Here is a 23082-nt window from a genome sequence, read left to right on the forward strand (position 1 = left end):
ACTACTCCTGTTGTTCATCCACCATCAGCAGGAACACATAACCGAGCGCCACATCCCACAAATAGTTGAACCGTCCTGACTTACCGCCGTGCCCCGCTTCCATATCGGTATAGAGCAGCAGCAAATTATCATCCGTCTTCAGTTTCCGCAGTTTTGCCACCCATTTTGCCGGTTCCCAGTACTGAACCTGAGAATCATGCAGGCCGCTGGTCACCAGCATATTCGGGTAGGCTTTCGCCTCAATGTTGTCATACGGGCTGTAGGCGCGGATATCCCGGTAAGCGGATTCATTTTCCGGGTTGCCCCACTCGTCATATTCGCCGGTGGTCAGCGGAATGGACGGATCCGACATGGTGGTCAGTGCATCCACAAACGGCACCTGTGTCACGATACCGCGATACAGCTCCGGCGCCTGATTAATCACCGCTCCCATCAGCAAGCCGCCTGCACTGCCGCCGGTAGCGTAGATCCGGTTTTCCGCACCATAACGCCGGGCAATCAGTTCGCGAGTCACATCCACAAAATCATTAAAACTGTTGATTTTATGCTGCATCTTTCCGGCATTGTACCAGCGTTTACCCAACTCACCGCCGCCGCGGATATGCGCCTGAGCATAAACAAAACCGCGATCCAGCAGGCTCAGCCGGTTGGCGTCGAAATCCGGATCCATACTGGCACCATACGCGCCATAACCTTCAATCAGCAGCGGATTGAATCCCTGCTGATAGTGATCTTTATGCCAGACCAGCGAAACCGGTACCTGCACGCCGTCACGGGCAGTGATCCAAATTCGTTCACTGTGATAATTATCCCGCTGAAAACCGTTTACCTGCGCCTGTTTCAGCAGCGTCCGTTCCCCGCTGACCATATCCAGCTCATACACCGATGCCGGTGTGGTCATCGAGGTATAACCGTAGCGCAGCAGCTGACTGTCCGGCTCCGGATTCAGCCCGAGCCACGCGCAGTAAGCACCGTCATCAAACGCAACCTGTGTTTCTTTCCCGCTCTGCCGGTGAATAATACGGATTTGCGGCAGTGCGGCGTGGCGTTCCTGTAATACCAGCCAGTCACGGAACAGCGTGAAATCTTCCAGGTCGGTATCCGGCTGCGGCGCAATCAGTGTTTGCCACGGATTTTCCGGTGCATTCGTCTGGTAGAGGCCAAACAGTTCGTTTTCATGGTCAGAGCGGATATAAAACTGACCATCCAGATGATCGACGTGATACTCACGCCCGTCCTGACGCGGCGAGAAACAGACCGGCGGCTGTAATGGATCATTGGCATTGATCAGATGAACTTCGGAGGTTACCGGGCTGTGACAACCGATAAAAATCCACTCACGGGAGGATGACAGGGATAACCCGGTATAAAAACGGTCATCGTCCTCGCGGTATACCAGTTCATCCTGTATGGTATCTGTGCCGAAACGGTGGCGATATACCTCGAACGGCAGCAATGTCTGCGGATCCTGACGAACATAAAACAGAACCGAACCATCGGCTGACCAGACCAGATCGTCAGCCACTTCTGTCAGCACTGATTCCTGCCAGTGATTATCGGTCAGATCACGGTAAGCCACCTGATATTCACGGCGGCCGACTTTATCCTCGGCAATCGCAATACGGCGGTTATCCGCACTGACTGCAAGAGACACCAGCTCATAATAGGCCAGCCCCTGTGCCCGTACATTGCCGTCCGCCAGCACTTCCCACTGGTCACTGTTTATTTTGCGCCGCTCATACAGCGGATACTCTTTGCCCGCCTCAAACCGGGTGCGGTAAACATAGCCGTTGTAACTGTATGGCGCGGATTCATCCGCCTGCGGCATGCGGGCGACCATCTCCTCATACAGCGCTTCGCGCAGCGGCTCTGCTGCCTGCAATTTCTGCTGTGTATAGCGGTTTTCATCCGTCAGATACTGAATCACCTGCGGATCACTGCGGGTATCATCCCGCAGCCAGTAATAGTTATCCGTCCGGGTTTCACCATGTGCAGTGAACTGTACCGGGCGTTCCGGGGCTTGCGGGATAGTCATTCCGGCTCCTGATAAGATCTTTTTTTTGTTGTGATGTCATAGAAATTTACTAAATTTTGCTCTCTGTTCCGCGATTCCGCACTATGATAGTAACGTTTTCATTTGTTTTATTGCTTGTTCATCACCGGGTTTTCACCGGTTCAGGAGGTTACAATGAAACAGTACCGCGTTGCTGTTGTTGTCGGTTCACTGCGTGAGCAGAGTTACAACCGTCAGCTGGCGCATGCTCTGGTCTCTCTTTTCCCTGCACACATTCAGTGCGAATTTGTCAGTATCGGCTCACTGCCGCTCTATAATCAGGACTGTGATGCACAGCCGCCTGCTGAGGTGCTGGCATTCAAACAGCAGATTTCACAGGCTGACGGCGTGATTTTTGTTACGCCGGAGTATAACCGTTCTATTCCCGGTGTGCTGAAAAACGCACTGGATCAGGGCTCCCGTCCGTGGGGACAAAACAGCTGGGATAACAAACCGGCCGCTGTAATCGGTACCTCTGCCGGGGCGATGGGTACCGCGATGGCACAGCAGCATCTGCGCAATGTGCTGGCATTCCTGAATATGCCGACACTCAATCAGCCGGAGATGTACCTGCAATGGTATGACGGCATGATCGGCGAAAACGGTAAATTCAGTGAAAAAACCGGTGCGTTTGTGCAGAAATGGGCAGATGCCTATGTCTGTTTCCTGGAAGCGCACGGCTGATAAGCCCGCCGGGCAGACTCAGCGGAATGTCAGTTGCTGCCCGGTATTAAAATCGTCCGCATTCAGGGCATTGCGCCCTCTGGCACCGGTACAGTGACAGCCGTACACCCGGGTTTGCGGATCCACGGCCTCCTGTGCGCGGCGCAGTGCTGCCGGTGTTGCCCGGCGCAGATGCAGCCCGCCGACCACCGCCTGCACCGGTGCATTATCTGTCAGGGCACGCGCATGCTGTATCACTGACTCAATGCCTGAATGGCTGCATCCGGTGATAATCACAATCCCCTCCTCCCCGCGCCAGATCAGAAAACTGTCGTCACGCACATAATCTGCCTCACCGTTACTGAGCAGTACCCCGTAACGGCGCACCACGGCCCGCTGCGTGATTTCTCCGGCGAACAGAAAGCGGGATGAGATAGAATACGGTTTTTCCGTCAGCACGAACTGATAGTCACGGCGCAGTGTTTCTTCACAAAATAACGGAGATAACCGCTTGAATTTCAGCGGGTAACTGCCCAGCCACAATGCGGCGCGGCGCGGCTCGAAAATATGCGGGTGTGCAATCACCTTCAGCGCCGACGGCAGATTATGCCGTTCCGTACGGGTTAATCCGCCGAAATGGTCATAATGACCGTGAGACAACACCACCGCATCAATATTTTCCAGTGAAATCCCCAGTGCCTGTGCATTGCGGATATAGGTATCATCCGCGCCCGTATCAAACAGCAGCGAGGTTTCCCCGTCGTCCAGCAACAGGCTGAGACCAGGGTGAGAATCCAGTTTCGGGTCAGTATTCGTATTTTCCAGTAGTGCGGTGATGCGTAACATGGATGATAATCCCTGAAAGATAAATGTATTCTGCCGTTATATATAACACAGTGTTTTCCGCTATAACGTATCTGTATTGTACCGCAGAGTGCAGATTATGATTTAATTCAGGTAATGTTAATAAATCAGCATGACCCGGCTGTAAAATTGTTAAATAATAGCCGGCCGACACAGACTTTCAGGAGTTCCGCATGGGAATTATTACCGCTTTTGCAAAAAGCATCGATAACAGTCAGCTTTTACGCCTTTTGCATCAGCAAATAGAAAAACAGGATGCGCCGGTAGCCTGCCGTGACGATCTGGACGATCAGCTCACCGATATCGCCGCCTATATGCACGATGAACATTATCCCGCCCTGGCAAAACGCCGCAAAAAGGTGAATATGCTGACCGGGTTACTCGCCCTGCCGGTATTACTCTTCTCCCTGCTGCTGTTTTCACAGAAGATTATTGATGCCCTGTCACTGAATATCGACATCAGCTATTTATCCCTGACCCTGCTGGATTACAGCCTGACCTATATCTGGGCAGTGTTTATTTATGCCGCCGTGTTGTTCGGCACCATTTTTTATTTTTATTTCCTGCAAAAACAGACAGAAAAATATGCCGGTCATCTGATTGATGATTTTATAAACCGGATATCACATTAAGCGGGATTGATTAAGGGTACATTAAGCCCCGTTGCCACAATAATTTGCCTGCGTTGTCACAGTAATCGTCAATGCTATACTGCAATCCGCTTTTACAGAGAGCCCGCTTTTACAGAAAGAGAGGAAACGTGCAAATTCTATTAGTCGAAGACGATTTACAATTAGGTAAAGCACTGTGCCGGGGACTGGAACTGGCCGGTTTTCGTGTGTGCTGGCTGCGTTTACTGGCCGATGCCCGTAAGCGGCTGACAGAACAGCATTTTGACCTGATGCTGCTGGATCTGGGGTTACCGGACGGCGACGGGTTTGACTCTCTGGTGGAGTGGCGCAACAGCGGGGAGCAAATCCCGATTATTATTATGACCGCCCGCAATCAGCGTGATCATCTGGTCAATTCCCTCGATTCAGGGGCGGATGATTTTATTTCCAAACCGGTTGAACTGCCGGAATTAATTTCCCGCGTTAAAGCAGTTTCCCGCCGTATTGCCGGTTTTTCCTCACAGTTATGGAAAGTGGATAATATCACCCTTAACCCGATGAACCATCAGGTGACACTGAATGACGAGTTATTACTGCTCTCCGGCAAAGAGTATCAGCTGTTATATGAATTAATGCGCAATACCGGTAATGTGGTGCGTAAGCATGAGCTGGAGCAGCGTTTATTCGGGCTGGACGATAAAATCGAAAGTAATTCCCTGGAAGTGCATATCCATAATCTGCGCCGCAAAATCGGTAAAGAGAAAGTGATTACCGTCCGCGGAATTGGTTATCTGCTGAAAAAGGACAGCGAATAAGTGAGAATCCGCTCATTCTTTGTTTATACCGTTCTCCTTCAGACCTTCTCAATGCTCCTGCTGTGGGGCGTCTGGATAGCCTGGCTGAAATACGCTTATCTGCCCGGTTTAAGTGAAGATTTTAATGCCCAGCAGATGGTGATTGCCCGTGGTGTCTCTGACACACTGCGGGAAACCCCCACGGATTCCGCCACCTTCCCGCAGATTGCCCGTGCCCTGGAGAGTATGTACGCCAATGCGATGAAAAGCGGCCTGGAAGAGGAAAATTATGATCCGCTGGTCGCTATTCTGCACAGTACAACGGGCGAAGTGCTGTACAGTAATAAACCGGATGTTCATATTCCGCTGAAACCAGACGGAATCGAGCGTTTCACCGAGGACGGCGAAACCTGGTATCTTGCTTATAATACCGACCCGGATATGCAGCGCACTGCGGTTATCGGGGAATCCGGCACCGACCGCCATATGCTGATCGGCGACCCGGCAACCGGCACCGCCGTCCCGCTGCTGTTTATTCTCGGCACCATGCTCTCATCCACGATTATCACCACCTATCTCAGTCTGCGCCCGCTGCGTGAAACCACCCGCAGTATCGCCACCCGTAACCCCGGCAACCTGACACCCATCAGCATGAAATATCAGTACAATGAAATGCGTCCGGTACTGCATGCCATTAACCAGCTGATGCAGCGGGTGGATGCCGCCAATCTGCGGGAAAAACAGTTTATGGCGGATGCCGCTCATGAACTGCGTACGCCGATTGCCGCCGTACTGGCACAAATTCATCTGCTCAAACAGATTGATGACCCGGCGGAGCGCAACGAAATCACTGCGGATATGGAAATCAGTCTGGATCGCGCGGTATCACTGTCACGGCAGCTGATTGATCTGGCCCGGCTGGAAACGGAAGATTATCCGCTGAAAATGGAAGAGATCGACCTGACCCAGGCACTGAGCCACACCATTGCCATGCTGGTGCCCTACGCCCTGCGCAAAAATATTGAGTTTTCCTTCGACGGTCCGGAAAGCTGCATTGTTGTCACCGATAAACAGGCGCTGTTCTCCATCATCAACAATATTCTGAATAATGCGGTGAAATACTGCCCGCCGGACAGCCAGGCCGAAGTCTCGCTGGACACCGGCAATCCGGATGAAGTGCAGATTATTATCCGCGACAACGGCAACGGCATCAGTGAGCAGTACCGCCACCGCCTGTTCTCTCGCTTTTTCCGTGTGCCGGGCTGCAGTGAAAACGGCAGCGGTCTCGGCCTTGCCATTGCACAGAATCTGGCGGAAAAAATCGGCGGTTATCTCTCCGTCACCGACGGATTGCAGCAGCGCGGTATCGGGTTTGTGATCCACATTCCGGCAAAAAACCGTGAAATTTCCGCTGCTTCCCATGACAGTTCTGAAACATAAGGCTATGCTGAAAAAAGTCAGAACAGGAGGGACAGATGAAACAGGCACTGATTATTATCGACCTTATTAATGACATTACCGGCAAACACGGGCTTTCCAACGCCTGCCATGACCAGACTGCCGCCCGTAATCTGATTGCAGCCACACGGGAAACCGCCCGTCAGGCGCGGCAGCGGGATATTCCCGTGGTATGGGTGCGGGTCGGGTTTGCGGATGACTGGCATGATATCCCCGCCGGATCACCGATGTTTCAGCGGGCAAAAGAGATTGGTGCCCTGAAACTGAGCGGCAGCGGTTGTGACTGGGCAGACGGTACGGATGTGCAGAAAGAGGATGTCTGTTTTGTGAAGAAAGGCGTTAGTGCCTTTGCAGGAAATGATTTGCTGATCTGGCTGCGTAAAGCCGGGATTGAACACCTTGTTCTGGCCGGTGTCAGCACGGTGATGGCAATTCAGAGCACCGCGCGTTATGCCCACGACAGCGGGTTTTATGTCTCGGTAGCGGAGGATTTGTGTGCCGCACCGACAGCGGAGCTGCACCAGATAAGTCTGGAGATGCTCCGCCCGATGGCTGCTATCACCACATCCGCCGCCTGGCTGGCACAATAATCTTTTATCATCCGCGCAGTGATGCTGCGCGGGTCTCTCTGTTTACCACAGCGACAGCAGATAACGCAGCAGTGCGGTCACAATCGCAGCGGCCAGCACAATCACCAGAAACGGCTTTTTATACCACGTCAGTATTCCCGCAACCGCCACTCCGGCCATTTTCGGCCAGTCTGATAATTCCTGTCCGCTGAAAATCGTCATCGTTACCGCCACAGCAAACAGAATGACAATCGCCCCCGTGGAAAGCAGATTTTTAACGTGTGACGACACCGAGAAACGCCCGCTGAGCAGCGCCCCGGACGCCCGCATGGCATACGTACCGACCGCCAGCAGCGCGATCCCCGTCAGAATGGATAATGTATCCGGCATTACGCTCTCCTCAGGCTGACCACCAGCCCCAGCAGTGATAACAGCACCGGGATCCCCGGCGGTAAAAATGGCGTTGCCGCCAGGGCAATCACCGCTCCCAGCAGAGCAGCGCGGCGTGTTTTCGCCTCACGCAGTGCAGGCAGACACAATGCCAGGATAATCGCCGGGAACATGGCATCCAGCCCCAGCGCTTTGGTATCCACAATAAAGGTACCGAGAAACTCACCGATAATCGTCCCCAGCGGCCAGCACAGAAAAATTCCCAGCCCGCACAGCCAGAATGCGGCTTTCTGTTTGTCCTTCTGTTTTTCCGCCAGACCGAACACCACACTCTCATCATTAAGAATATGGAAGCCCAACAGTTTTTTCGGGCCTTTACCGGCAAGGTCGTGCACCGCAAGGCTGAACGGCACATGACGGGCATTCACCAGCAACCCGGCCAGCGCCGCAGACACCGGACTGCCGCCGGCCGCCACAACGCCGATAAACAGAAACTCTGACGCCCCTGCCAGCACAACCAGGGACAGTGTCAGCGGTACCCAGAGCGGAAAACCGTTGGCATGCGCCAGCGCCCCGTAGGAAACGCCGACAATTAAATCCGCCACACAAACCAGCAAAATATTGCGGATCATGGCATTATCGAGTGGAATAGCGAGTTTCATTGCGATAGACTTATAAATTGAACGATACGTTCATTATGTCGAACGGTTTAAATTACGCAAGTGTTAATTCCGGGTTATTTCCGTTAACCAGCAGAGAGTGTATTTTATGGATTCACCTATCACCCCGCCCCTGCAGATCATGGCTGTCAGGCTGACCGAAGAGCGTCAGCGCCAGGGACGTTCCATCGCTGATGTCGCGCGCAGTGCCGGTATTGCAAAATCCACACTGTCACAGCTGGAATCGGCACAGGGAAACCCGGGAATCGAAACACTGTGGTCGCTCTGTGTGGCACTGAATATCCCGTTTGCCAGTCTGTTTGAAACCCCGAAAAGCCGGGTAACCGTTTTGCGGCGCGGGGAAGGTATTCAGGTCAGTGCTGAGAATGCGTATTACCACGCTTTTCTGCTCTCTTCCGCTTCTGCGGTTAACCGCCGTGACCTGTACACCATCACCGCGCAGCCCGGCAAAGACCGCGTGTCTGAGCCGCATATGGCACAGGTTACCGAACATATCCTGCTGATGACCGGCAGTGCCGTCGTCGGTACCCTTGATGAACCCGCCACACTTTTGCCCGGCGACTATATTTCCTACCCCGGCGATGTCCCGCATATTTTTAAGGCGCTGGAGCCCAATACCACGGCAGTCATGATTATTGAGCACTGATTTTACGCATTTGGTATTCACAAATACTTACTTATCGCAAATAATGTAAAGTGAAGTTTATCATTTCGGGTATATTCCGCATCCGGTATCAGGCTGCCCTGCATGCTCTGATGCCGCTGTAACGGGCTTACTAAGGAAAAACCATGCTTGATTTTAATCGTCAGAATTTAACTCATATGACAGCCGACGCCCTGAAGAAACAACGGGGCTACCTGTGGATCATCGCCATTCTCCTGCTGGCCGGTGGTGTGGCCTGTCTGATGAACCCGCTGATATCCGGTGTGACTCTCAGCTATATTATCGGGGGGCTTCTCCTGATAAACGGGATCTCCATGTTATTTGTGACACTCAGCAGCCGGCTCTACAGCGGCGGCAGTAAGCTGTTTTCCGTTCTGGTTGCGGTCGCCTATCTCCTTCTGGGTTATGTGTTCCTGACCGAACCGCTCACCGGGATGCTCAGCCTCGCTATTCTGCTCGCCATTCTGTTTATTGCCGGCGGGATCCTGCGTCTGGGTTCTGGTCTGCGTCAGATGTCTCAGGCGCGCGGCTGGCTGAACATTATCATCGGCCTGCTCGATCTGTTTATCGCTTACCTGCTGGTCGGTAACGGCCCGATTGTGTCTGTCACCCTGATTGCGACTCTGGTCGGTATTGAACTGCTGTTCAGCTCTTTTGGTCTGATCGCCGTCGCTTCTGCCCTGAAAAAGAATAATTAACCGCATCCGGTGGCGCGGACAAATAATTTGCCGCGCCACATCCCCCTTTTTTTTTTTTTTTTTTTCGCTTTTCCCGTATCTTTACATACCCTTTCAGTACCCGTGCCTGAAAAATGGTACAGTATTCAATGTGATCCCATTTTTAACATTTTGCTGCTCACTAAGGAGTCTGTAAAAACCACGTCACAGGAGACATTTTTTATGGAGCAACAACTGCGGTTATGGCTGCAACAACAATTTGAACTCAGTAATGACTACGCCTCATGGGCGGCCATTACCGGGGTTATTGTCCTTATTCTGGCTATCGCTGTTATTCTGCATCTTACCCTGCACAAAGGCCTTCTGCCGTATATTGAACGCCGCACCGGTGGTGCTCAGCGTCCGTGGGGCGCGTTAATTACCCGCACCCGGCTGTTTAACCGGTTTGCCTTTCTGATTCAGGGGATAGTATTTAATATCCAGGCGCTGATCTGGCTGGGACGCGGCTCTGCCGCACAGGAGATCCTCACGACCGGCGCACAGGCATGGTGTCTGTTGTTCGGCATGCTGCTGCTGTTTTCCGTGATGGACATTCTTCAGAACCTCTCCCGCCATACCCCGTCTCTGAGCCGCCTTCCGCTGCGCGGCGTGATGCAGAGCCTGAAACTGATTATCGCGGTGCTCTTCAGTATCCTGATTATTTCGCTGCTGATAGGAAAATCCCCGCTGATTTTACTGAGCGGACTCGGTGCCATGACCGCCGTGCTGATGCTGGTCTTTAAAGACCCGATCATGGGACTGGTAGCCGGTATTCAGTTATCGGTCAATGATATGCTTAATGTCGGGGACTGGCTGGAGATGCCGAAATACGGCGCGGACGGTGCCGTGACGGATATCGGGCTGACCACGGTCAAAGTGCAGAACTGGGATAATACCATCACCACCATCCCGACTTACGCCCTGATTTCCGATTCCTTCAAAAACTGGCAGGGAATGACGGCATCCGGCGGACGGCGCATCAAACGCAGCATGAACCTGGATACCACCAGCATCCGTTTTCTGACTGATGAAGAGATCAGCCGGCTGCGGCAATCAAACCTGATAGCCGGGTATATCGATGCCAAATTACAGGAAATCGCAGAATACAATGCGCAGGAACCCGGAGATACCCTGCTCAACCAGCGGCGGCTGACCAATATCGGGACATTCCGTGCGTATGCGGAGGCATACATCAAAGCCAGTCCGCATATTCACAAGAAGATGACGACCATGGTGCGCCAGCTGGCACCGACACCGGACGGGCTGCCGGTGGAAATCTACGCCTTCACCAATGTGACGGCGTGGATAAGCTATGAGCAAATCCAGTCCGATATTTTTGATCACCTGTTTGCGATCCTGCCGCAATTCTGGCTGCGGGTGCATCAGACACCAACGGGCTTTGATATGCGCGGTATTGCCGCGCATTTCGCCCGTGAGTGTGAATCAGAACGCCGAGCCGGGCTGTAACAGAAACTCCGCCTCTTCCGGGGTGGAGTTCCGCCCCAGAATCTCATTGCGGTGCGGGTAGCGGCCGAAGCGGTCAATGATCGCTTTGTGCCGCCGCTCAAAATCCTCCGTGCTCTCATCAAGCCCTTTAAACAACTGTTCCGCCTGCTGATGGATCAGTGCGGATTCTGAATGCATATACGGCATCAGCACAAACTTGCGCTGAACCGGGGGCAGTTGCAGATAATCCGGTGTTTTCACTGCTTCCTGTGCCAGCACCAGCGCCATCGGGTCCTGTGCAAATGACCGCGCGTCACCGCGCCAGAGGTTACGGGAAAACTGATCCAGCACGAGGATCTCCGCCAGACGTCCGCCGATGTGTGCCCGCCAGCTGGAACATTCTCCGGCAGCTGCCTGCTCCCATACCTTAAGAAAACGGCGGCGGATCAGGTCATCAAACTGTGTGTCTTTCTTAAACCATTGTTCCGGTGTGGCTTCATTAAACCAGAAATCCAGAATCTGTTGTGCTTCCATCGTCAGTCTCCTTATCAGTCCGGCCATGAGGATCTCTCCCTTTGCCCGGCGGTCATATCACGGTATGCTGGGAAATCATTATTAGTTTAACGCATATATTGTCAATTATTTATCACAGGCCGATATTCATGGGAAAACTGTCCGCACACACCGCCACATTTTACGGCGTTCTGGCCATTCTGTTCTGGAGTACTATTGTCGGATTAATCAAACGGGTCAGTGAGGATTTCGGGCCTGCTTTCGGTGCGGCGCTGATATACACCCTGGGCTCAGTGATGTTACTGCTGGTGACCGGATTTCCGGCCATCCGCCGCTGGCCGCGCCGCTATCTTATCTGGGGCACGCTGTTGTTCGTCAGTTATGAGATCTGCTTTATTCTGGCGCTCGGTTTTTCTCAGAACCGTCAGCAGGCGATTGAACTGGGTATGGTGAATTACCTGTGGCCTTCCCTGACTGTCGGACTGGCTGTACTCATGGGCGGGCAGCGTCTGCGCCTGCCGCTGATAGCCGGTCTGGTGCTGGCGGTGCTCGGTATCAGCCGGGTGATTGGCGGAGAGAACGGGTTATCCCTCAGTTCTGTCGCCGCCAATGTCGCACTTAATCCGCTGAGTTACGGCCTGGCGTTTGCCGGTGCGGTGATCTGGGCCTTCTACAGTAATTTATCACGCAGGCTGGCGGACGGTAATAACGGCATTACCCTGTTTTTTATCATCACCGCCCTGATGCTGTGGGTGGTGACAGCCTTTGACGGCATCACACTGCCCGCTGAATTTTCCGTGTCGACCGTTGGTTTTCTGGTTGCCGCCGCTGCACTGTCCTGTGCCGCAAATGCACTCTGGACCATTGCGGTACTGCGCGGTAATGTTGCCCTGATAGGTACACTCTCTTATTTTACCCCGGTACTTTCCACCGCGTTTTCCGCATTATTACTCAGCACTGCTCTCTCCTTTGCATTCTGGCAGGGGGTGCTGATGGTTACCGGTGGTTCCTTATTATGCTGGCTCGCCACCCGCCGGAAATAACATGAAAATGAACCGGCGGATTTCCGGCGGAATATGCTAAATTAGCGCCATGCTATTATTGGTTGCTTTTCAGGAAATACGATGTCCAAAAAACTTAAACATAAACTGGTTAATTTATTCTTACAGATTTATACGCGCCGCCGTGATTTTTCGCACTCCGTCGCTGCCTTTAAACAGCTGAAGACTATCGACTTCCGGAATATTGTTATTTATTCGACAACGGCACTCGGGGATTTTCTGATGAATACCCCGGCAATTCATGAAGTCAGAAAGCGTTTTCCTGATGCCAGAATTACCGTTGTTTCCGGTAATAAAATGGCACCTTATATCCTCACCGGTATCGGTAAAGACTGGGACGATGTGGTGTGCTGGAACAGCAAAGTCAATACCGTACTGAAACTGGTCAGGGATTTAAAAGCGCACGGAACACCGGATCTGGTTCTGATTATGCACTCACATAACCCGTATGATTATCTGAGCGCAGTCATGACCGGGGCACCGTTTGTTTTCCGCTGTAATCATCCGACAAACCCGTATATGGAGCGCTGGCTGACAAACTCGACCCGCTTTGCACACCGCCATTCAGTACAGGTCCGCCTTGATCTGATCACTCCGCTCGGCTGCCGGTTTACCGAAAAAAGTGTTGAGATGCGGGTACCGTGTGAGGTCACAAAAGTACCGTCACCGGTAAGACGGGTTGGTTTTCAGATGGGCGCTTCCAGTGAGGAACGACGCTGGCCGGTTGAGAATTTTGTCACACTCGCACGCACTCTGCTTACCCGGTACCGTGACCTGAATATTGTTCTGGTCGGCTCGCCGAATGAAATTCGCCTGTCCGATGAATTTCTCAGTTTACTTGAGCCGGAATTTCACAACCGGATTGAGCCTCTGATCGGTAAAACCACCGTCGAAGAATTAACACAAATCGTAAATAACCTTGATCTTCTGGTCACAAATGACACCGGAACCATGCATCTGGCATTTGCGTTAAAAGTCCCCAGTGTCAGCATGCATGTCAGCACCTGTCCGCAATTCACCGGCCCTTATCAGGACTATGAATTACATGAAATTATTTCTGGGTTTGCCTCAAAATTACTGCTGGAAGAGGGAGAGCATGAAATGGCCTCAATTTCTGCGGATACAGTAATTGAAGCAACCGTTAAATCATTATCTGCGCGGGGAATATTGCCGGTATCAGAGGAATAACGCTGCGGAATAATCCTGAGTAAAAGCACGGTCTCACACCCGGCCGTAAAATACAGTAGACTGACAGAAAAAGGAGGATCTATGTCAGAGAATATGCAGAAGCCGAAAATGACACAGGAAGAAGAGGACGAAATTGAGTCCCTGACAAAAAGCCTTGTCATGCGGGATAAGATGAAACTGCCGGGAACGTATTAAATTCCACCGCGATGCGGCCAGAAACCGTTAACCGTAAAACTAAGCCTGCCGGCAGCAGATAAACCGGCAGGCTGAAAAGGGTTATTTTGCCATTTCAATAATTTCTTTTGCTGTTTTACCCTGTAATTTTTCTTTCAGCAATGCCATCATTTTTTCTTCATCGCCACCGCTGGCAAAAGCCACCTGGAAGCTGATTTTAGTAATAGCGCCTTTCAGCTCACGGGATTGCTCCGGGCTCAGATCTTTTTCCATTTTTGCAATGGATTCCTGTGCTGCCTGCTGAGAAGACATATCCAGTGTTGCATCACCACAAGCGGTAAGAGCAAAAGAGAGCGCGATAACTGCCAGTAATTTTTTCATTTTCCACCTCGTTAATAATATCTGCAGTATTTTACATTGCCGGAAAGATAAAACCATGTTTATTACAGGCAGAATTAACCGTTTATTTATACAGTTATAACCATGTTTGCCCGCCCTGTGAAAACGGGAAATTTATTTGTTATTGTAAATCAGCTGTTTTTCAATACCGGTGCCGATATAATACCTCCGTCTGAGAAATACACGGAAAAGCTATGTTTAACGAATGCGTTGTTGATGAAATTTTAAACTGGATAGAAAATAATCTTGAGTCTGATCTTTCATTAGAAGCCGTTGCCGGGAAAGCCGGATATTCCAAATGGCATTTTCAGCGTATTTTCAAACAACAGACCGGCTATACCCTGGCAAATTATGTCCGTGCACGGCGTTTATCCTGTGCGGCCATCGCCCTGCGCCTGCTACCGCTCAACCTGATGCATTTATCCATGAAGTACCGCTTTGATTCACAACAGACATTCTGCCGTGCCTTCAAACAACATTTTGGTATTACCCCGTCAGGATACCGTAAAAAAAGCGGCTGGCAGCCGGGAGGCTTTGTACTGCCGAAACGTTATGCCGGAAAACTGCACTCCTCGGTTGAGATGACGACATTGCCGGAAAAAGTACTGACCGGGACTTCGAATGTGTATCAGGCGGCATCGGATACCTGGAATATGAACCTGCCAAAGCTGCGCAAATATTACTGGCAGCCTTTTTTACAGCGGCTGACCGCTTTACCGGAGGCGGTTTATGCCATACACGGTGTCAGTAAATCTGCCGGGGACACTTTCTCAATGTATTATGCCACCCTGGCCGAAGCACACTGCCTGAAAAATACGATGCCGCAGGATATTGTTTATACGCCCGGACATGCCCATTACTTAAAAATTATTTTTACCGGTGATTTTTCAGATATTGATTTTCAGGATATTACTTATGATATCTATAATAATATTCTGCCGGAACTGAATATAATCCGCCATCCGGAGCATCCGGATACGGAAGAGTACATATTTCAGGAAAACATCACTGAATTAAACCCGGAAAACCCGAAACTGGCAGTCCGGGTGATTAATTATTACATCCCTGTTATGACTGATGCAGCAGGCTGGTGATCATTATCGGCCGGGACTATGCTGTTGCGGCCATTTTGTTCTGATCCCTGCTGTGCAATAACTCCCTGCATATATTCCAATCGTAGTTTATCTTATCTGCCCGTATATTATTCTGATAGTTGTCTTAAAATAACAAAATCAGGAATTGACTGTTATTTACCCTCTGTTTTTTACACAGGAACCGGTTACTATGAAAAGGAGTATCTTCTGATTTGCGGAGGTAACCGATGTCATCATATGCAGAACATATCACCACGGCGCACATTCAGTGCGATGCGGAAGAAGCGCTGCTGCCGACACATCCTTTCGCTGCTGTTTCTGTCGCGGATGCCGCTATTGCGGATGAAGCCGAAGTCACGGCGCATAATGACCGGATTGAACATCTCAGTAATGCCATCAACTACACTTACGGTATTTTATATTGCCATCTGTCGTTTAAGCCATTAGCGGTATAGCTGATATCAGGTAATGTACCGGGATTGTTACGTATTTCCCGATTATTCTGATACAGACGATTCCCGAACAGGTCTATGTTGTAACACGCCTATTGTTCAGGAGTTTATGAGATGAAAATGAATATTAAGAGAGTAAGCACAGTGACTTTATCCGCAGTCCTGCTGATTGCTGTAGCCGGTTGTTCAAATATGTCGAAACGTGACCGGAATACTGCTATCGGAGCCGGTGTCGGTGCTGTTGGTGGTGCAATCCTGACCGACGGCAGCGCACTCGGAACCGTCGGCGGTGCGGCAATCGGCGGCCTTATCGGACACCAGGTGAAAAAATAATTTCCGGAGCCGGCATACCGCCGGCTCTTTCATTCTTTCCCTGCTTTATACCGGTAATGCCCGGTGATTTTCCAGCTGAACAGCACATCCTCACTGACCTGTCCGCCGCCGATATTATGCATGACCAGCGGATTTCCGCTGAACAGCGCAGTTTTACCGATCACAATACCGATATGCGGACGACCATTATCCAGCTGCCAGGTCACAATGTCACCAGCCACATAATCCGCCGCGTTTTGTGTGATCGGTTTGGTTTCTCCTTTCCGGCTGAAAAAAACCATCAGATTGGGCACTCTGCGGTGATCAATATTTGTATCCGGCCGTGTCTGTCCCCACAATTTACGGCCCGGGTAGAGAGAAAACGCCGTTTTGATATCTTCATGCACCTCTTTTTGCAGATCGATACCTATTTTCCGGTAACTGCGGATCACCACATCCGAACATACCCCTTTCCGGGGTGAAACATCCCCGCCGGGATAAGCGATTTTTTCATAGGACGGATCATACAACACCAGCCGGTCAAGCTGCTGAGCCGCCTGATTCAGCGTTCCCGCACCGTAACCGGCGGGTATTATGGCGACAGACAGTAAAACAGCACATATTCCGGCAATATAATGACGCATCATTTCCTCCGTAACCGCTCAGAAAATCCCGTCCCTGCCCCAGATGTAACGTAATACACCGGCAGCATCCCGCGGACTGAGCTGTAATATATTCTGATACAGCGCTGATTTTATTTCACAGGCCAGTATGGCATCCTTTTCCAGGGTTTCGGCTTCCTCTTCATCTAGCAAATCACCATAGGTATGGCGCAGCCGGAGAAAGATACCGGTATATAATGCGTCAGTTTCTGCCTGAGATAAACCCGGCATTGTTTCTTTTGCGGGTAAAAATGTCATGACAGCTCCGTTATCCGGCTCTGCAGGGTAAATGAAGCTGAAACAAAGCAACCCAGAGGGATCTTTATCCATCGCGCTGTTAAACAATGCCTGCCGGTTTTCTGCATATTGCAGTATCATTTCATCCGGCGTTTGCTGCAGCAGTACTTTTCGATCGTCTGTATTACTCATATAAATCATACGGTAAAAATTCCGCAGTTTAATACCGGATAAAAGAGAATTCCGTCCTGATATATTGCTGTGCATTGTTTCTGCCGCAACCGCTTTTGGTGACAGAAAAAAAATAAGAAGAAAAAACAGAAAGAAGGCAGAAAAATACACTGTAATACGTAAACGGGGCATTACAGTAAACAGCAGAAAAACCCCCGGCACCGGAGCGGAATGTCCGGATAAAATGCCGGGCAGCATCTGCGCTGTCATATCAGCAGGTTACCCGGCTCATTCCAGTACCAGCTTATCCGGCCCGTTCAGCCCAGACATTATATTCTCTGACCAGCGCCATGACTTCATTATTGGAATCTTTCATTTCCCGCATATGCGCCTGAAGCTTTTTCAAATCACCGGGAAATTCCCGCTGAATTTCCTGTGTTTTTATCCGCAGACGCTGCATTTCTTTATTTCGTCTTTCCAGCGCCGCCATCAGCATATCTCTGATTTGATTACACTGCGCAATAGCTTCAAAATCGAATTCTGAATACGCCCGCATATCGTCGTTGTCAGTCATAAAAGCATTACCCTTATCTGCAATATACTGAACACCGATTATAGCGTTTTACCGCCGTGATTGTCCCCGTACCTTGTGGCAGGTAAAAATATTACCGTCTCTTTATCCGGCAGAATATTTTCACCAGCAGTCAGATTCACTGGTTACGCATGAGGTGATTAAATTGCCATGGTTCACCGTCTAATCTCTTCATGGATATGATCCCGTATTTACTTAATAATGAAAAGATGCATTTTCAAAGTATCAGTGCTCCGAAAATAGTTATCATTTATTTCAATGTATTCAGAAAAGCCGGATCCTCCTTTTATCCATAGGATTCTTACATGGTATTAAAACTAACAGCATTAAATATAAAATTAAAAAAATGTTATAAGGCTACTCTCATGTATAGGACACATAAAAGTCTAATCATTCTACTTAATTACTCTTTTCATTAAGAAGCGGCAGATTAAACCGCCGCTTCTGATATTATCAATCCACCGAATCCGGAAAAACAGGCCATGTTGTAGCGATACCTGCTGATGTATCAGTATCAGTGACTTCTATACTAAAAATTTCCCATTTTGTCAGCTTAACCTGATCTTCAGCAGTTGCCATCCCCAGGCGTATTTTTCTCTCAAGCATAACAATCATCTGTTCTGCTTCAGACAGCAAGGATTGTTTTCGACTATTCGCTATGGTGATTTCATGTTTTAATTTTTCGGACTCATCTGTGACCCACTCCTCACCATTCCATTTATCAAAAGGTGTCAGTGGTTCACGTAATGTCAGATTTTCTGGTAAAGTACCAAACATACTTATTTGAATTTTTTCTTTCGTAATTTTGTCATAACCAGTTTTACCTCTGTGATCTTCAGTATGCACCCAATGTTTACCATCTTCACTGCGAACAACTGCAAATCCGGGAGCAGGTATTACTGGTTTATCCAAATAAACATCGGCTTTTAAACTAAATCCTAACGGAACTTCATCCTGGCTTTTGCCGGTATATTCTCTTGTAAGGGGATGACAACAATAAACCTCCGCCCATCCGGGAGTGATTGCCAGGCCATTCTTGTCAAATTTTGCGTACTGAATTTTTGTATTGTATTCTGCCATTTTAAATAACCCTTGTAATATAAATAACCGCTTTATTTACCGGTCTGAATTCATGAGCTGTCCTTACTTGCCGGGAAGCATCAAAAGAGTACGAAATTGAGTTTGCATTGGCACCAGCAGCACGTCCGCCTTTATTTACTGAATGCCGGAATACTCCTTCTGAGAAATCACCGCCTTCAATTGTCGGGTTACCAAAATTCCCGGTTAAATTTTGCATTGCATCATTTTGAAAACTCCCGAGTTTTCGTCCGGAATCATATCCTCTCCCATTGTCTAATGCGCGTTTAAAAAGTCCTCTGTCATCAGGGAGTTTCAGATCCGGAAAAACTTTGGCAAGCATTGGGTATAAAGATGCATTAAACTCGCGACCATCATTTATTAAAAACCCGTCAGGAATGGCTACTGCTGACTGCCATTCAATAGTGGCGCCAATAGGAATACCGACAATCTTATCCTCATTTACTGCCCCATTATTATTTAAATATCTAACTGTCAGCCCTGCTTTATGGTCAATATATAGCTGCGCTGTATCAGACCCTCCGCTTCCTGATGATATTGAAAACCCTTTGATATATTTAACACTCACTCCGCCTGAAAAAACCCCATTGAAACCGCGTTCCGGCATTGTTGTAATATCACTAAAAACATAATAATTCCCCGCCGGTTGGTAGTTTCCCTTCGGCTGAAATTTTTCACTCAAACCGAGATTATTGATAAATTCGCTTTTATCCGGTATATCCGCACCATTTTTATCTTTAGCTAGTTTTCCGTTACTCTCTGTTTTAGTTGCATAATCACCAACCGGTTGTTTACCTGCCAACCCGTTAATCAATTCAGATTTAGTGGCATAATTACCTTTCGGTTGGAAATTAGTATCAGATTCCGCTTTGGAATAACTGTAACCTTCCGGCAGATAATTACCCGCAGGCTGGAATTTCTGATCAGACTCACCTTTGCTGTAAGCGCCCACCTCTCCGGCGGTCAAATCTGCTTTCAGTTCTGCCCATGCCGTTCCGGCAACCGGTTCGGTGGTGTTATTTTCAATTTTTGACTGCCAGGTTTTGTTTTTGTGGTACACAACACTGCGGACAGCATACGGTTTACCGGCCTCCTGCCAGACCGGAGCCCCGAAGGACTGCATTTCGCCGACTGCTTCTGTGATATCGTGAAACAGGCTGTTCATCTTCTCACGTTCGATATCTTTGGCGGCCGGATCAGTGGCCTGGTCCCGCTCGTAGTCATACCCGTAACCCTGGGTATAGGAAACCGCGCCGTCGGCCCGGACTTCATCAGGAATAGCAGCGCGGTCCCCTTGTGTTGCAAAGGGGACTTTAAATAATTTAGTCATACGTTTTATGCTCCGAAGTTACCGCTCAGGAAGTTTTTCCGGTTTTCACCATGACCAAAGGCTTTTTTGGTCACAATCCGGTATTTGACGCCGACACCGGACGGGCGCGGCATAAGATCGAAGTTCTCCAGCAGAACGCGCAGGCGTTCATCCGGATTAAAATTAAACACGTAGTACAGATAGGTCATATCCAGCGGATCGAGCACAAATACCCTGCTGTCTTTATTGCCGAAAAACCGTTCGAGGAATTCATTAATATTGCTGACCGTCGGGCTTTGCGTCAGATTGAAATAACGCATACGGATAATCAGCCGTTTTTGTTCCTGTGTCAGTGACAGTGTGTAATCGCTGTTACGCCGGAAATTCGCCCTGAAATTGGCCTTTTTATTACCGAAACCGGTACCGATTTTTGTTTTTATCATGCGGCGGAATATCCACTCCGAGCGGCACATCCAGGATCCGTGCCCAGATACCGAGGCCAAAATCAGTGGCGGTATCGATATTAAACACATCGTTGTACCAGTTCTGCCAAAAGCTGACGGTCGCCCGCTCAAACCAGTCCGATTTATGGCGGGCCAGTGCTTTCAGGTTTTCCGCCTCTTCGTACTGCCATAACAGTGCCCGCAGCAGATCTGAATGAAATGAAAACGACTGAATGGAGTCTGTCATACAAACACCACCTGAACCGCACTGCGGTTAATTTTGGCAACTTCTGTCAGTTTTACCGGATAAATATCCGGTGACCAGTGTGTGCCGTCTGCGGATAATTCAATACGGGTGATAAACAGCCGCGGCTCAGCGGCATTAATACCGACAGAAATCTCAAACGGTGAAACTTCCCGCCCGGCCACCAGCCCGCCATCCCCTTCGGTATCCCCGTTTGCCCAGGCTTCCACCGCTGCCGGGATAAGGGTTTGTGCATCCAGAGAAGTTTTTTTGACCGTCACACGACAAAACAGCACCACTTCTTTTGCGCGATCGAATTTTACCGTGTAAACCTGCCCGCTGACCGGCTCCGTCACCTCAACCTCCTCACTGCCGTTATAGGCGGCACCGATGGTTTTGGTCCGCAGCAGTGCGGCAGCAATTTCCTGGCTCTCCCCGCCTTCAACGCAGACATACACACTGTGCGGTACAAGTGTGATACCGTCCGCTGCCATCGGGGTATTGGTATAATTTTCCCGGTATACCAGAGAGCGGACACCCTCCAGCTCATACAAAGCGGAGGTCATGGCCTCACCGACACTGACCGTATTTTTTGCCAGTGTCAGTTTACGGCGGCGGCGGGACTGTAAATCAGACTCCGCAATCCGGCCGGTAACCGCACCGGTCGGGTTAGTCACCGTCTCCCATCCGAGAACAGAACTGGCCACCGTCATCATCTGCCCGGCCGGACACTCCACGGGACCGGTTTCAACTGCACGCATATCGCCGCTGACAGTCCCGTTTTTACCGATAATCAGCGATTTTGTGGTGAAAAACGTGTCACCGGCCAGTGTTTCTGCCTGTGCCCCTTTCGGAATGATAGTGCCCGGCACACCGCCGAACTGTACCTGCGTCAGAATCGAGCGGGTGGCATCCCGGCGCTCCCCTCCCATCAGTGCCCAGATAGCATCCAGAAACACGCCTCCGGCAAGATCCGGGTTTATCTGATTTGCCAGTTCCGCATTATTACGCACAATGGCATCACGATTCTCTGTTTCCATCGTGATCAGCACCCCCTGCGGGGTTTCCGGCGAAATATCCAGATCCTGACCAAACACCGCCTTAAACTCATTTTCAACGGCTGTGCGCTGCTCAGCAGTATCCGGGATAATCACGCCGGATGAGGTAATATAGTTATATTCAGCCATTTAACCTGATACTCCCGTATTCAGTTTGTAAAACAGCGGTATAGCTCAGATTGTTATCTTTCAGGACGGCCGCGAATGAAATCACTTCTGTGACCTGCGGGATCTCCCCTATCCGTTCACGGAATGCGGTTTCAAACACCGGCAGATCCGCCTGCCGTCCGAACGTGGTTTTCCAATACGGAATGCCCTTGTCCTGCTTATGCAGCATTTCGCCGCGCAGTGCTTTGATATACTGAGCACAGCTGTTTTTTACTGCCTGTTCATCGCGGGCGATGGCGAGATTACCGTCTCCCCCGGTGAACAGATCATTATTTTCACTGACATCAAATGTCATCATAGCGGTTCTCCTGAATCCTCATGTCCGCGCTGAATACCGCTGTGTTTGTGGGTTGAACCGATGTCTTTGCCGTTATGTTTCAGGGTGCCGCCCGCCGCATTACTGTCACCATTCACAGCGTGATTACCATTAATAGTCACATTCCCGGTATAAATGGTTTCCGGTGCATTAACCTCAAACAACGGTGTATCCAGTACGGCTTTATCCCCGTGCAGCGATAAACACACAGCACCATCCGCAGACTGCACCACCAGGGCATCCGTATTTTTGCCGTCGATTACCCAGCCTTTGAGTGTATCGGGAAAAAACATGGCATCACTGAATGTGTGCAGACGTGCGGTATTGGGTTCGTCTTCCAGTCCGCCGCGCTGGAAAATCAGGCTGATATCCCGGTCATTGGCTTTCAGCCAGCCGAAATCCCCCGGTTTTACCGGCATACGGATAAAAAAACCGCCGCCGCCGAAACGAAACACCGGAATATTAGCCAGCGCACCGCGCCCGACTTTCTTTCCGGCGGTCGTCACCATCATCACCAGCGGTTTCACCACGGCCCGGTTACTGGTGTCGTCATAACTGACCACCGTGGCCGGCAGCATATCGTCAATATTCATCAGCAGACTGCGGAACGCAGCCGCAAACTGCCCGGCCAGACTGCCTTCACTGGCCATATCACTGTTAGGTTTATTCATTGCTTTGCCCGT

Annotated in this window: 27 protein-coding genes and 1 pseudogene; 13 read left to right on the plus strand and 15 right to left on the minus strand. The window is 50.2% G+C overall.

Annotated elements, in window-relative coordinates:
- Position 1 precedes the first annotated feature (1 nt).
- Positions 2–2035 (minus strand): S9 family peptidase, encoded by a 2034-nt coding sequence (locus JL661_RS10125; RefSeq protein ID WP_062771755.1) that lies wholly within the window; start codon positions 2033–2035, stop codon positions 2–4.
- Positions 2036–2188: 153 nt separating this feature from the next.
- On the opposite strand from JL661_RS10125, the gene JL661_RS10130 reads away from it, so the two are divergent.
- A complete protein-coding gene (locus JL661_RS10130; protein WP_062771758.1) occupies positions 2189–2737 on the plus strand; it encodes an NADPH-dependent FMN reductase in 549 nt (182 codons plus the stop codon).
- An 18-nt stretch (positions 2738–2755) separates the two neighbouring features.
- Here the strand turns inward: JL661_RS10130 and JL661_RS10135 are convergent, their stop codons facing one another.
- Complete coding sequence (locus JL661_RS10135; protein WP_004239615.1) at positions 2756–3562, minus strand: MBL fold metallo-hydrolase; 807 nt, start codon at positions 3560–3562, stop codon at positions 2756–2758.
- Between the two features lie 191 nt (positions 3563–3753).
- Between JL661_RS10135 and JL661_RS10140 the strand changes: the two genes are divergently transcribed.
- The 4 genes from JL661_RS10140 (at position 3754) to JL661_RS10155 (ending at position 7033) form a co-directional block, all read left to right on the plus strand.
- Positions 3754–4212, plus strand: coding sequence for a DUF6097 family protein (locus JL661_RS10140; protein WP_004237409.1), 459 nt, complete (start codon positions 3754–3756; stop codon positions 4210–4212).
- A 128-nt stretch (positions 4213–4340) separates the two neighbouring features.
- On the plus strand, positions 4341–5006 hold the full coding sequence (locus tag JL661_RS10145; RefSeq protein WP_004239617.1) for a response regulator: 666 nt from the start codon (positions 4341–4343) through the stop codon (positions 5004–5006).
- Entirely contained in the window at positions 5007–6425 is a 1419-nt protein-coding gene (locus JL661_RS10150) for an ATP-binding protein (protein WP_036418342.1), read from the plus strand.
- Between the two features lie 35 nt (positions 6426–6460).
- Complete coding sequence (locus JL661_RS10155) at positions 6461–7033, plus strand: cysteine hydrolase family protein (protein WP_004237412.1); 573 nt, start codon at positions 6461–6463, stop codon at positions 7031–7033.
- Positions 7034–7075: 42 nt separating this feature from the next.
- On the opposite strand, the gene JL661_RS10160 is transcribed toward JL661_RS10155, so the two are convergent.
- Positions 7076–7402, minus strand: coding sequence for an AzlD domain-containing protein (locus JL661_RS10160; protein ID WP_004237413.1), 327 nt, complete (start codon positions 7400–7402; stop codon positions 7076–7078).
- The gene (locus tag JL661_RS10165; RefSeq protein ID WP_004237414.1) at positions 7402–8064 is read right to left on the minus strand and encodes an AzlC family ABC transporter permease; all 663 of its coding nucleotides are present in this window, start codon (positions 8062–8064) and stop codon (positions 7402–7404) included. Before JL661_RS10165 ends, JL661_RS10160 begins: the two co-directional genes overlap by 1 nt.
- Before the next feature lie 106 nt (positions 8065–8170).
- Between JL661_RS10165 and JL661_RS10170 the strand changes: the two genes are divergently transcribed.
- The 3 genes from JL661_RS10170 to JL661_RS10180 all read left to right on the plus strand — a co-directional run bounded on the left by JL661_RS10170 (position 8171) and on the right by JL661_RS10180 (position 10929).
- The gene (locus JL661_RS10170; RefSeq protein ID WP_062771761.1) at positions 8171–8728 is read left to right on the plus strand and encodes a helix-turn-helix domain-containing protein; all 558 of its coding nucleotides are present in this window, start codon (positions 8171–8173) and stop codon (positions 8726–8728) included.
- A 143-nt stretch (positions 8729–8871) separates the two neighbouring features.
- A complete protein-coding gene (locus tag JL661_RS10175) occupies positions 8872–9444 on the plus strand; it encodes an HdeD family acid-resistance protein (protein ID WP_004237416.1) in 573 nt (190 codons plus the stop codon).
- A gap of 201 nt (positions 9445–9645) precedes the next feature.
- Positions 9646–10929 carry a mechanosensitive ion channel family protein gene (locus tag JL661_RS10180; RefSeq protein ID WP_004237418.1) on the plus strand — a complete coding sequence of 428 codons (1284 nt, stop codon included), beginning with the start codon at positions 9646–9648 and terminating at the stop codon, positions 10927–10929.
- Here JL661_RS10180 and JL661_RS10185 read toward each other — a convergent pair.
- Positions 10906–11442 carry a DUF924 family protein gene (locus JL661_RS10185; protein ID WP_032098766.1) on the minus strand — a complete coding sequence of 179 codons (537 nt, stop codon included), beginning with the start codon at positions 11440–11442 and terminating at the stop codon, positions 10906–10908. The genes JL661_RS10180 and JL661_RS10185 overlap by 24 nt on opposite strands.
- A gap of 128 nt (positions 11443–11570) precedes the next feature.
- Between JL661_RS10185 and yddG the strand changes: the two genes are divergently transcribed.
- Together yddG and JL661_RS10195 are read left to right on the plus strand one after the other, a co-directional pair.
- Entirely contained in the window at positions 11571–12464 is an 894-nt protein-coding gene (gene yddG, locus JL661_RS10190) for an aromatic amino acid DMT transporter YddG (RefSeq protein WP_036418352.1), read from the plus strand.
- Between the two features lie 81 nt (positions 12465–12545).
- Entirely contained in the window at positions 12546–13670 is a 1125-nt protein-coding gene (locus JL661_RS10195; protein WP_062771764.1) for a glycosyltransferase family 9 protein, read from the plus strand.
- Positions 13671–13946: 276 nt separating this feature from the next.
- Here the strand turns inward: JL661_RS10195 and JL661_RS10200 are convergent, their stop codons facing one another.
- Complete coding sequence (locus tag JL661_RS10200) at positions 13947–14225, minus strand: DUF6694 family lipoprotein (RefSeq protein WP_004237422.1); 279 nt, start codon at positions 14223–14225, stop codon at positions 13947–13949.
- A gap of 212 nt (positions 14226–14437) precedes the next feature.
- On the opposite strand from JL661_RS10200, the gene JL661_RS10205 reads away from it, so the two are divergent.
- The 3 genes from JL661_RS10205 (at position 14438) to osmB (ending at position 16122) form a co-directional block, all read left to right on the plus strand.
- A complete protein-coding gene (locus tag JL661_RS10205; RefSeq protein ID WP_004237424.1) occupies positions 14438–15337 on the plus strand; it encodes a helix-turn-helix domain-containing protein in 900 nt (299 codons plus the stop codon).
- Positions 15338–15564: 227 nt separating this feature from the next.
- Complete coding sequence (locus JL661_RS10210; RefSeq protein ID WP_062771768.1) at positions 15565–15792, plus strand: hypothetical protein; 228 nt, start codon at positions 15565–15567, stop codon at positions 15790–15792.
- Positions 15793–15903: 111 nt separating this feature from the next.
- Positions 15904–16122 (plus strand): osmotically-inducible lipoprotein OsmB, encoded by a 219-nt coding sequence (gene osmB, locus JL661_RS10215; RefSeq protein WP_004237426.1) that lies wholly within the window; start codon positions 15904–15906, stop codon positions 16120–16122.
- 29 nt (positions 16123–16151) lie between these two features.
- Here osmB and JL661_RS10220 read toward each other — a convergent pair whose 3' ends face one another.
- The 9 genes and pseudogenes from JL661_RS10220 to JL661_RS10260 form a co-directional block, all read right to left on the minus strand.
- The gene (locus JL661_RS10220; RefSeq protein ID WP_150974905.1) at positions 16152–16748 is read right to left on the minus strand and encodes a DUF1287 domain-containing protein; all 597 of its coding nucleotides are present in this window, start codon (positions 16746–16748) and stop codon (positions 16152–16154) included.
- A 15-nt stretch (positions 16749–16763) separates the two neighbouring features.
- Positions 16764–17021 (minus strand): hypothetical protein, encoded by a 258-nt coding sequence (locus JL661_RS18390; protein ID WP_225310084.1) that lies wholly within the window; start codon positions 17019–17021, stop codon positions 16764–16766.
- Positions 17022–17475: 454 nt separating this feature from the next.
- Positions 17476–17745 carry a YidC/Oxa1 family membrane protein insertase gene (locus tag JL661_RS10230; protein ID WP_004237430.1) on the minus strand — a complete coding sequence of 90 codons (270 nt, stop codon included), beginning with the start codon at positions 17743–17745 and terminating at the stop codon, positions 17476–17478.
- A gap of 471 nt (positions 17746–18216) precedes the next feature.
- Positions 18217–18843, minus strand: a complete 627-nt coding sequence (locus JL661_RS10235) for a tail fiber assembly protein (protein ID WP_004237433.1) — start codon at positions 18841–18843, stop codon at positions 18217–18219.
- A 1-nt stretch (position 18844) separates the two neighbouring features.
- Positions 18845–20191, minus strand: coding sequence for a phage tail protein (locus JL661_RS18395; protein ID WP_225310085.1), 1347 nt, complete (start codon positions 20189–20191; stop codon positions 18845–18847).
- 5 nt (positions 20192–20196) lie between these two features.
- Positions 20197–20860 (minus strand): annotated as a pseudogene (locus JL661_RS18600) (DUF2612 domain-containing protein).
- Positions 20857–22044, minus strand: coding sequence for a baseplate J/gp47 family protein (locus tag JL661_RS10250; protein ID WP_062771777.1), 1188 nt, complete (start codon positions 22042–22044; stop codon positions 20857–20859). The pseudogene JL661_RS18600 and the gene JL661_RS10250 overlap by 4 nt, the downstream one beginning before the upstream one ends.
- Positions 22037–22381 (minus strand): contractile injection system sheath initiator, encoded by a 345-nt coding sequence (locus JL661_RS10255; protein ID WP_004237440.1) that lies wholly within the window; start codon positions 22379–22381, stop codon positions 22037–22039. Before JL661_RS10255 ends, JL661_RS10250 begins: the two co-directional genes overlap by 8 nt.
- The gene (locus JL661_RS10260) at positions 22378–23070 is read right to left on the minus strand and encodes a Gp138 family membrane-puncturing spike protein (protein WP_004237442.1); all 693 of its coding nucleotides are present in this window, start codon (positions 23068–23070) and stop codon (positions 22378–22380) included. The genes JL661_RS10255 and JL661_RS10260 overlap by 4 nt, the downstream gene beginning before the upstream one ends.
- Positions 23071–23082: the final 12 nt, after the last annotated feature.

Origin of the sequence: Morganella morganii, assembly GCF_019243775.1 — a bacterium.
Lineage (GTDB): Bacteria > Pseudomonadota > Gammaproteobacteria > Enterobacterales > Enterobacteriaceae > Morganella > Morganella morganii.

Coding starts and splice junctions, on each gene's coding strand:
- JL661_RS18390 (WP_225310084.1), bottom strand. CDS start 17,021: ATGACATTTTTACCCGCAAAAGAAACAATGCCGGGTTTATCTCAGGCA.
- JL661_RS10200 (WP_004237422.1), bottom strand. CDS start 14,225: ATGAAAAAATTACTGGCAGTTATCGCGCTCTCTTTTGCTCTTACCGCT.
- JL661_RS10230 (WP_004237430.1), bottom strand. CDS start 17,745: ATGACTGACAACGACGATATGCGGGCGTATTCAGAATTCGATTTTGAA.
- JL661_RS10250 (WP_062771777.1), bottom strand. CDS start 22,044: ATGGCTGAATATAACTATATTACCTCATCCGGCGTGATTATCCCGGAT.
- JL661_RS10205 (WP_004237424.1), top strand. CDS start 14,438: ATGTTTAACGAATGCGTTGTTGATGAAATTTTAAACTGGATAGAAAAT.
- JL661_RS10135 (WP_004239615.1), bottom strand. CDS start 3,562: ATGTTACGCATCACCGCACTACTGGAAAATACGAATACTGACCCGAAA.
- JL661_RS10130 (WP_062771758.1), top strand. CDS start 2,189: ATGAAACAGTACCGCGTTGCTGTTGTTGTCGGTTCACTGCGTGAGCAG.
- JL661_RS10175 (WP_004237416.1), top strand. CDS start 8,872: ATGCTTGATTTTAATCGTCAGAATTTAACTCATATGACAGCCGACGCC.
- JL661_RS10210 (WP_062771768.1), top strand. CDS start 15,565: ATGTCATCATATGCAGAACATATCACCACGGCGCACATTCAGTGCGAT.
- JL661_RS10165 (WP_004237414.1), bottom strand. CDS start 8,064: ATGAAACTCGCTATTCCACTCGATAATGCCATGATCCGCAATATTTTG.
- JL661_RS10195 (WP_062771764.1), top strand. CDS start 12,546: ATGTCCAAAAAACTTAAACATAAACTGGTTAATTTATTCTTACAGATT.
- JL661_RS10260 (WP_004237442.1), bottom strand. CDS start 23,070: ATGAATAAACCTAACAGTGATATGGCCAGTGAAGGCAGTCTGGCCGGG.
- osmB (WP_004237426.1), top strand. CDS start 15,904: ATGAAAATGAATATTAAGAGAGTAAGCACAGTGACTTTATCCGCAGTC.
- JL661_RS10140 (WP_004237409.1), top strand. CDS start 3,754: ATGGGAATTATTACCGCTTTTGCAAAAAGCATCGATAACAGTCAGCTT.
- JL661_RS10170 (WP_062771761.1), top strand. CDS start 8,171: ATGGATTCACCTATCACCCCGCCCCTGCAGATCATGGCTGTCAGGCTG.
- JL661_RS10125 (WP_062771755.1), bottom strand. CDS start 2,035: ATGACTATCCCGCAAGCCCCGGAACGCCCGGTACAGTTCACTGCACAT.
- JL661_RS10180 (WP_004237418.1), top strand. CDS start 9,646: ATGGAGCAACAACTGCGGTTATGGCTGCAACAACAATTTGAACTCAGT.
- JL661_RS10255 (WP_004237440.1), bottom strand. CDS start 22,381: ATGATGACATTTGATGTCAGTGAAAATAATGATCTGTTCACCGGGGGA.
- yddG (WP_036418352.1), top strand. CDS start 11,571: ATGGGAAAACTGTCCGCACACACCGCCACATTTTACGGCGTTCTGGCC.
- JL661_RS10185 (WP_032098766.1), bottom strand. CDS start 11,442: ATGGAAGCACAACAGATTCTGGATTTCTGGTTTAATGAAGCCACACCG.
- JL661_RS10160 (WP_004237413.1), bottom strand. CDS start 7,402: ATGCCGGATACATTATCCATTCTGACGGGGATCGCGCTGCTGGCGGTC.
- JL661_RS18395 (WP_225310085.1), bottom strand. CDS start 20,191: ATGACTAAATTATTTAAAGTCCCCTTTGCAACACAAGGGGACCGCGCT.
- JL661_RS10220 (WP_150974905.1), bottom strand. CDS start 16,748: ATGATGCGTCATTATATTGCCGGAATATGTGCTGTTTTACTGTCTGTC.
- JL661_RS10155 (WP_004237412.1), top strand. CDS start 6,461: ATGAAACAGGCACTGATTATTATCGACCTTATTAATGACATTACCGGC.
- JL661_RS10235 (WP_004237433.1), bottom strand. CDS start 18,843: ATGGCAGAATACAATACAAAAATTCAGTACGCAAAATTTGACAAGAAT.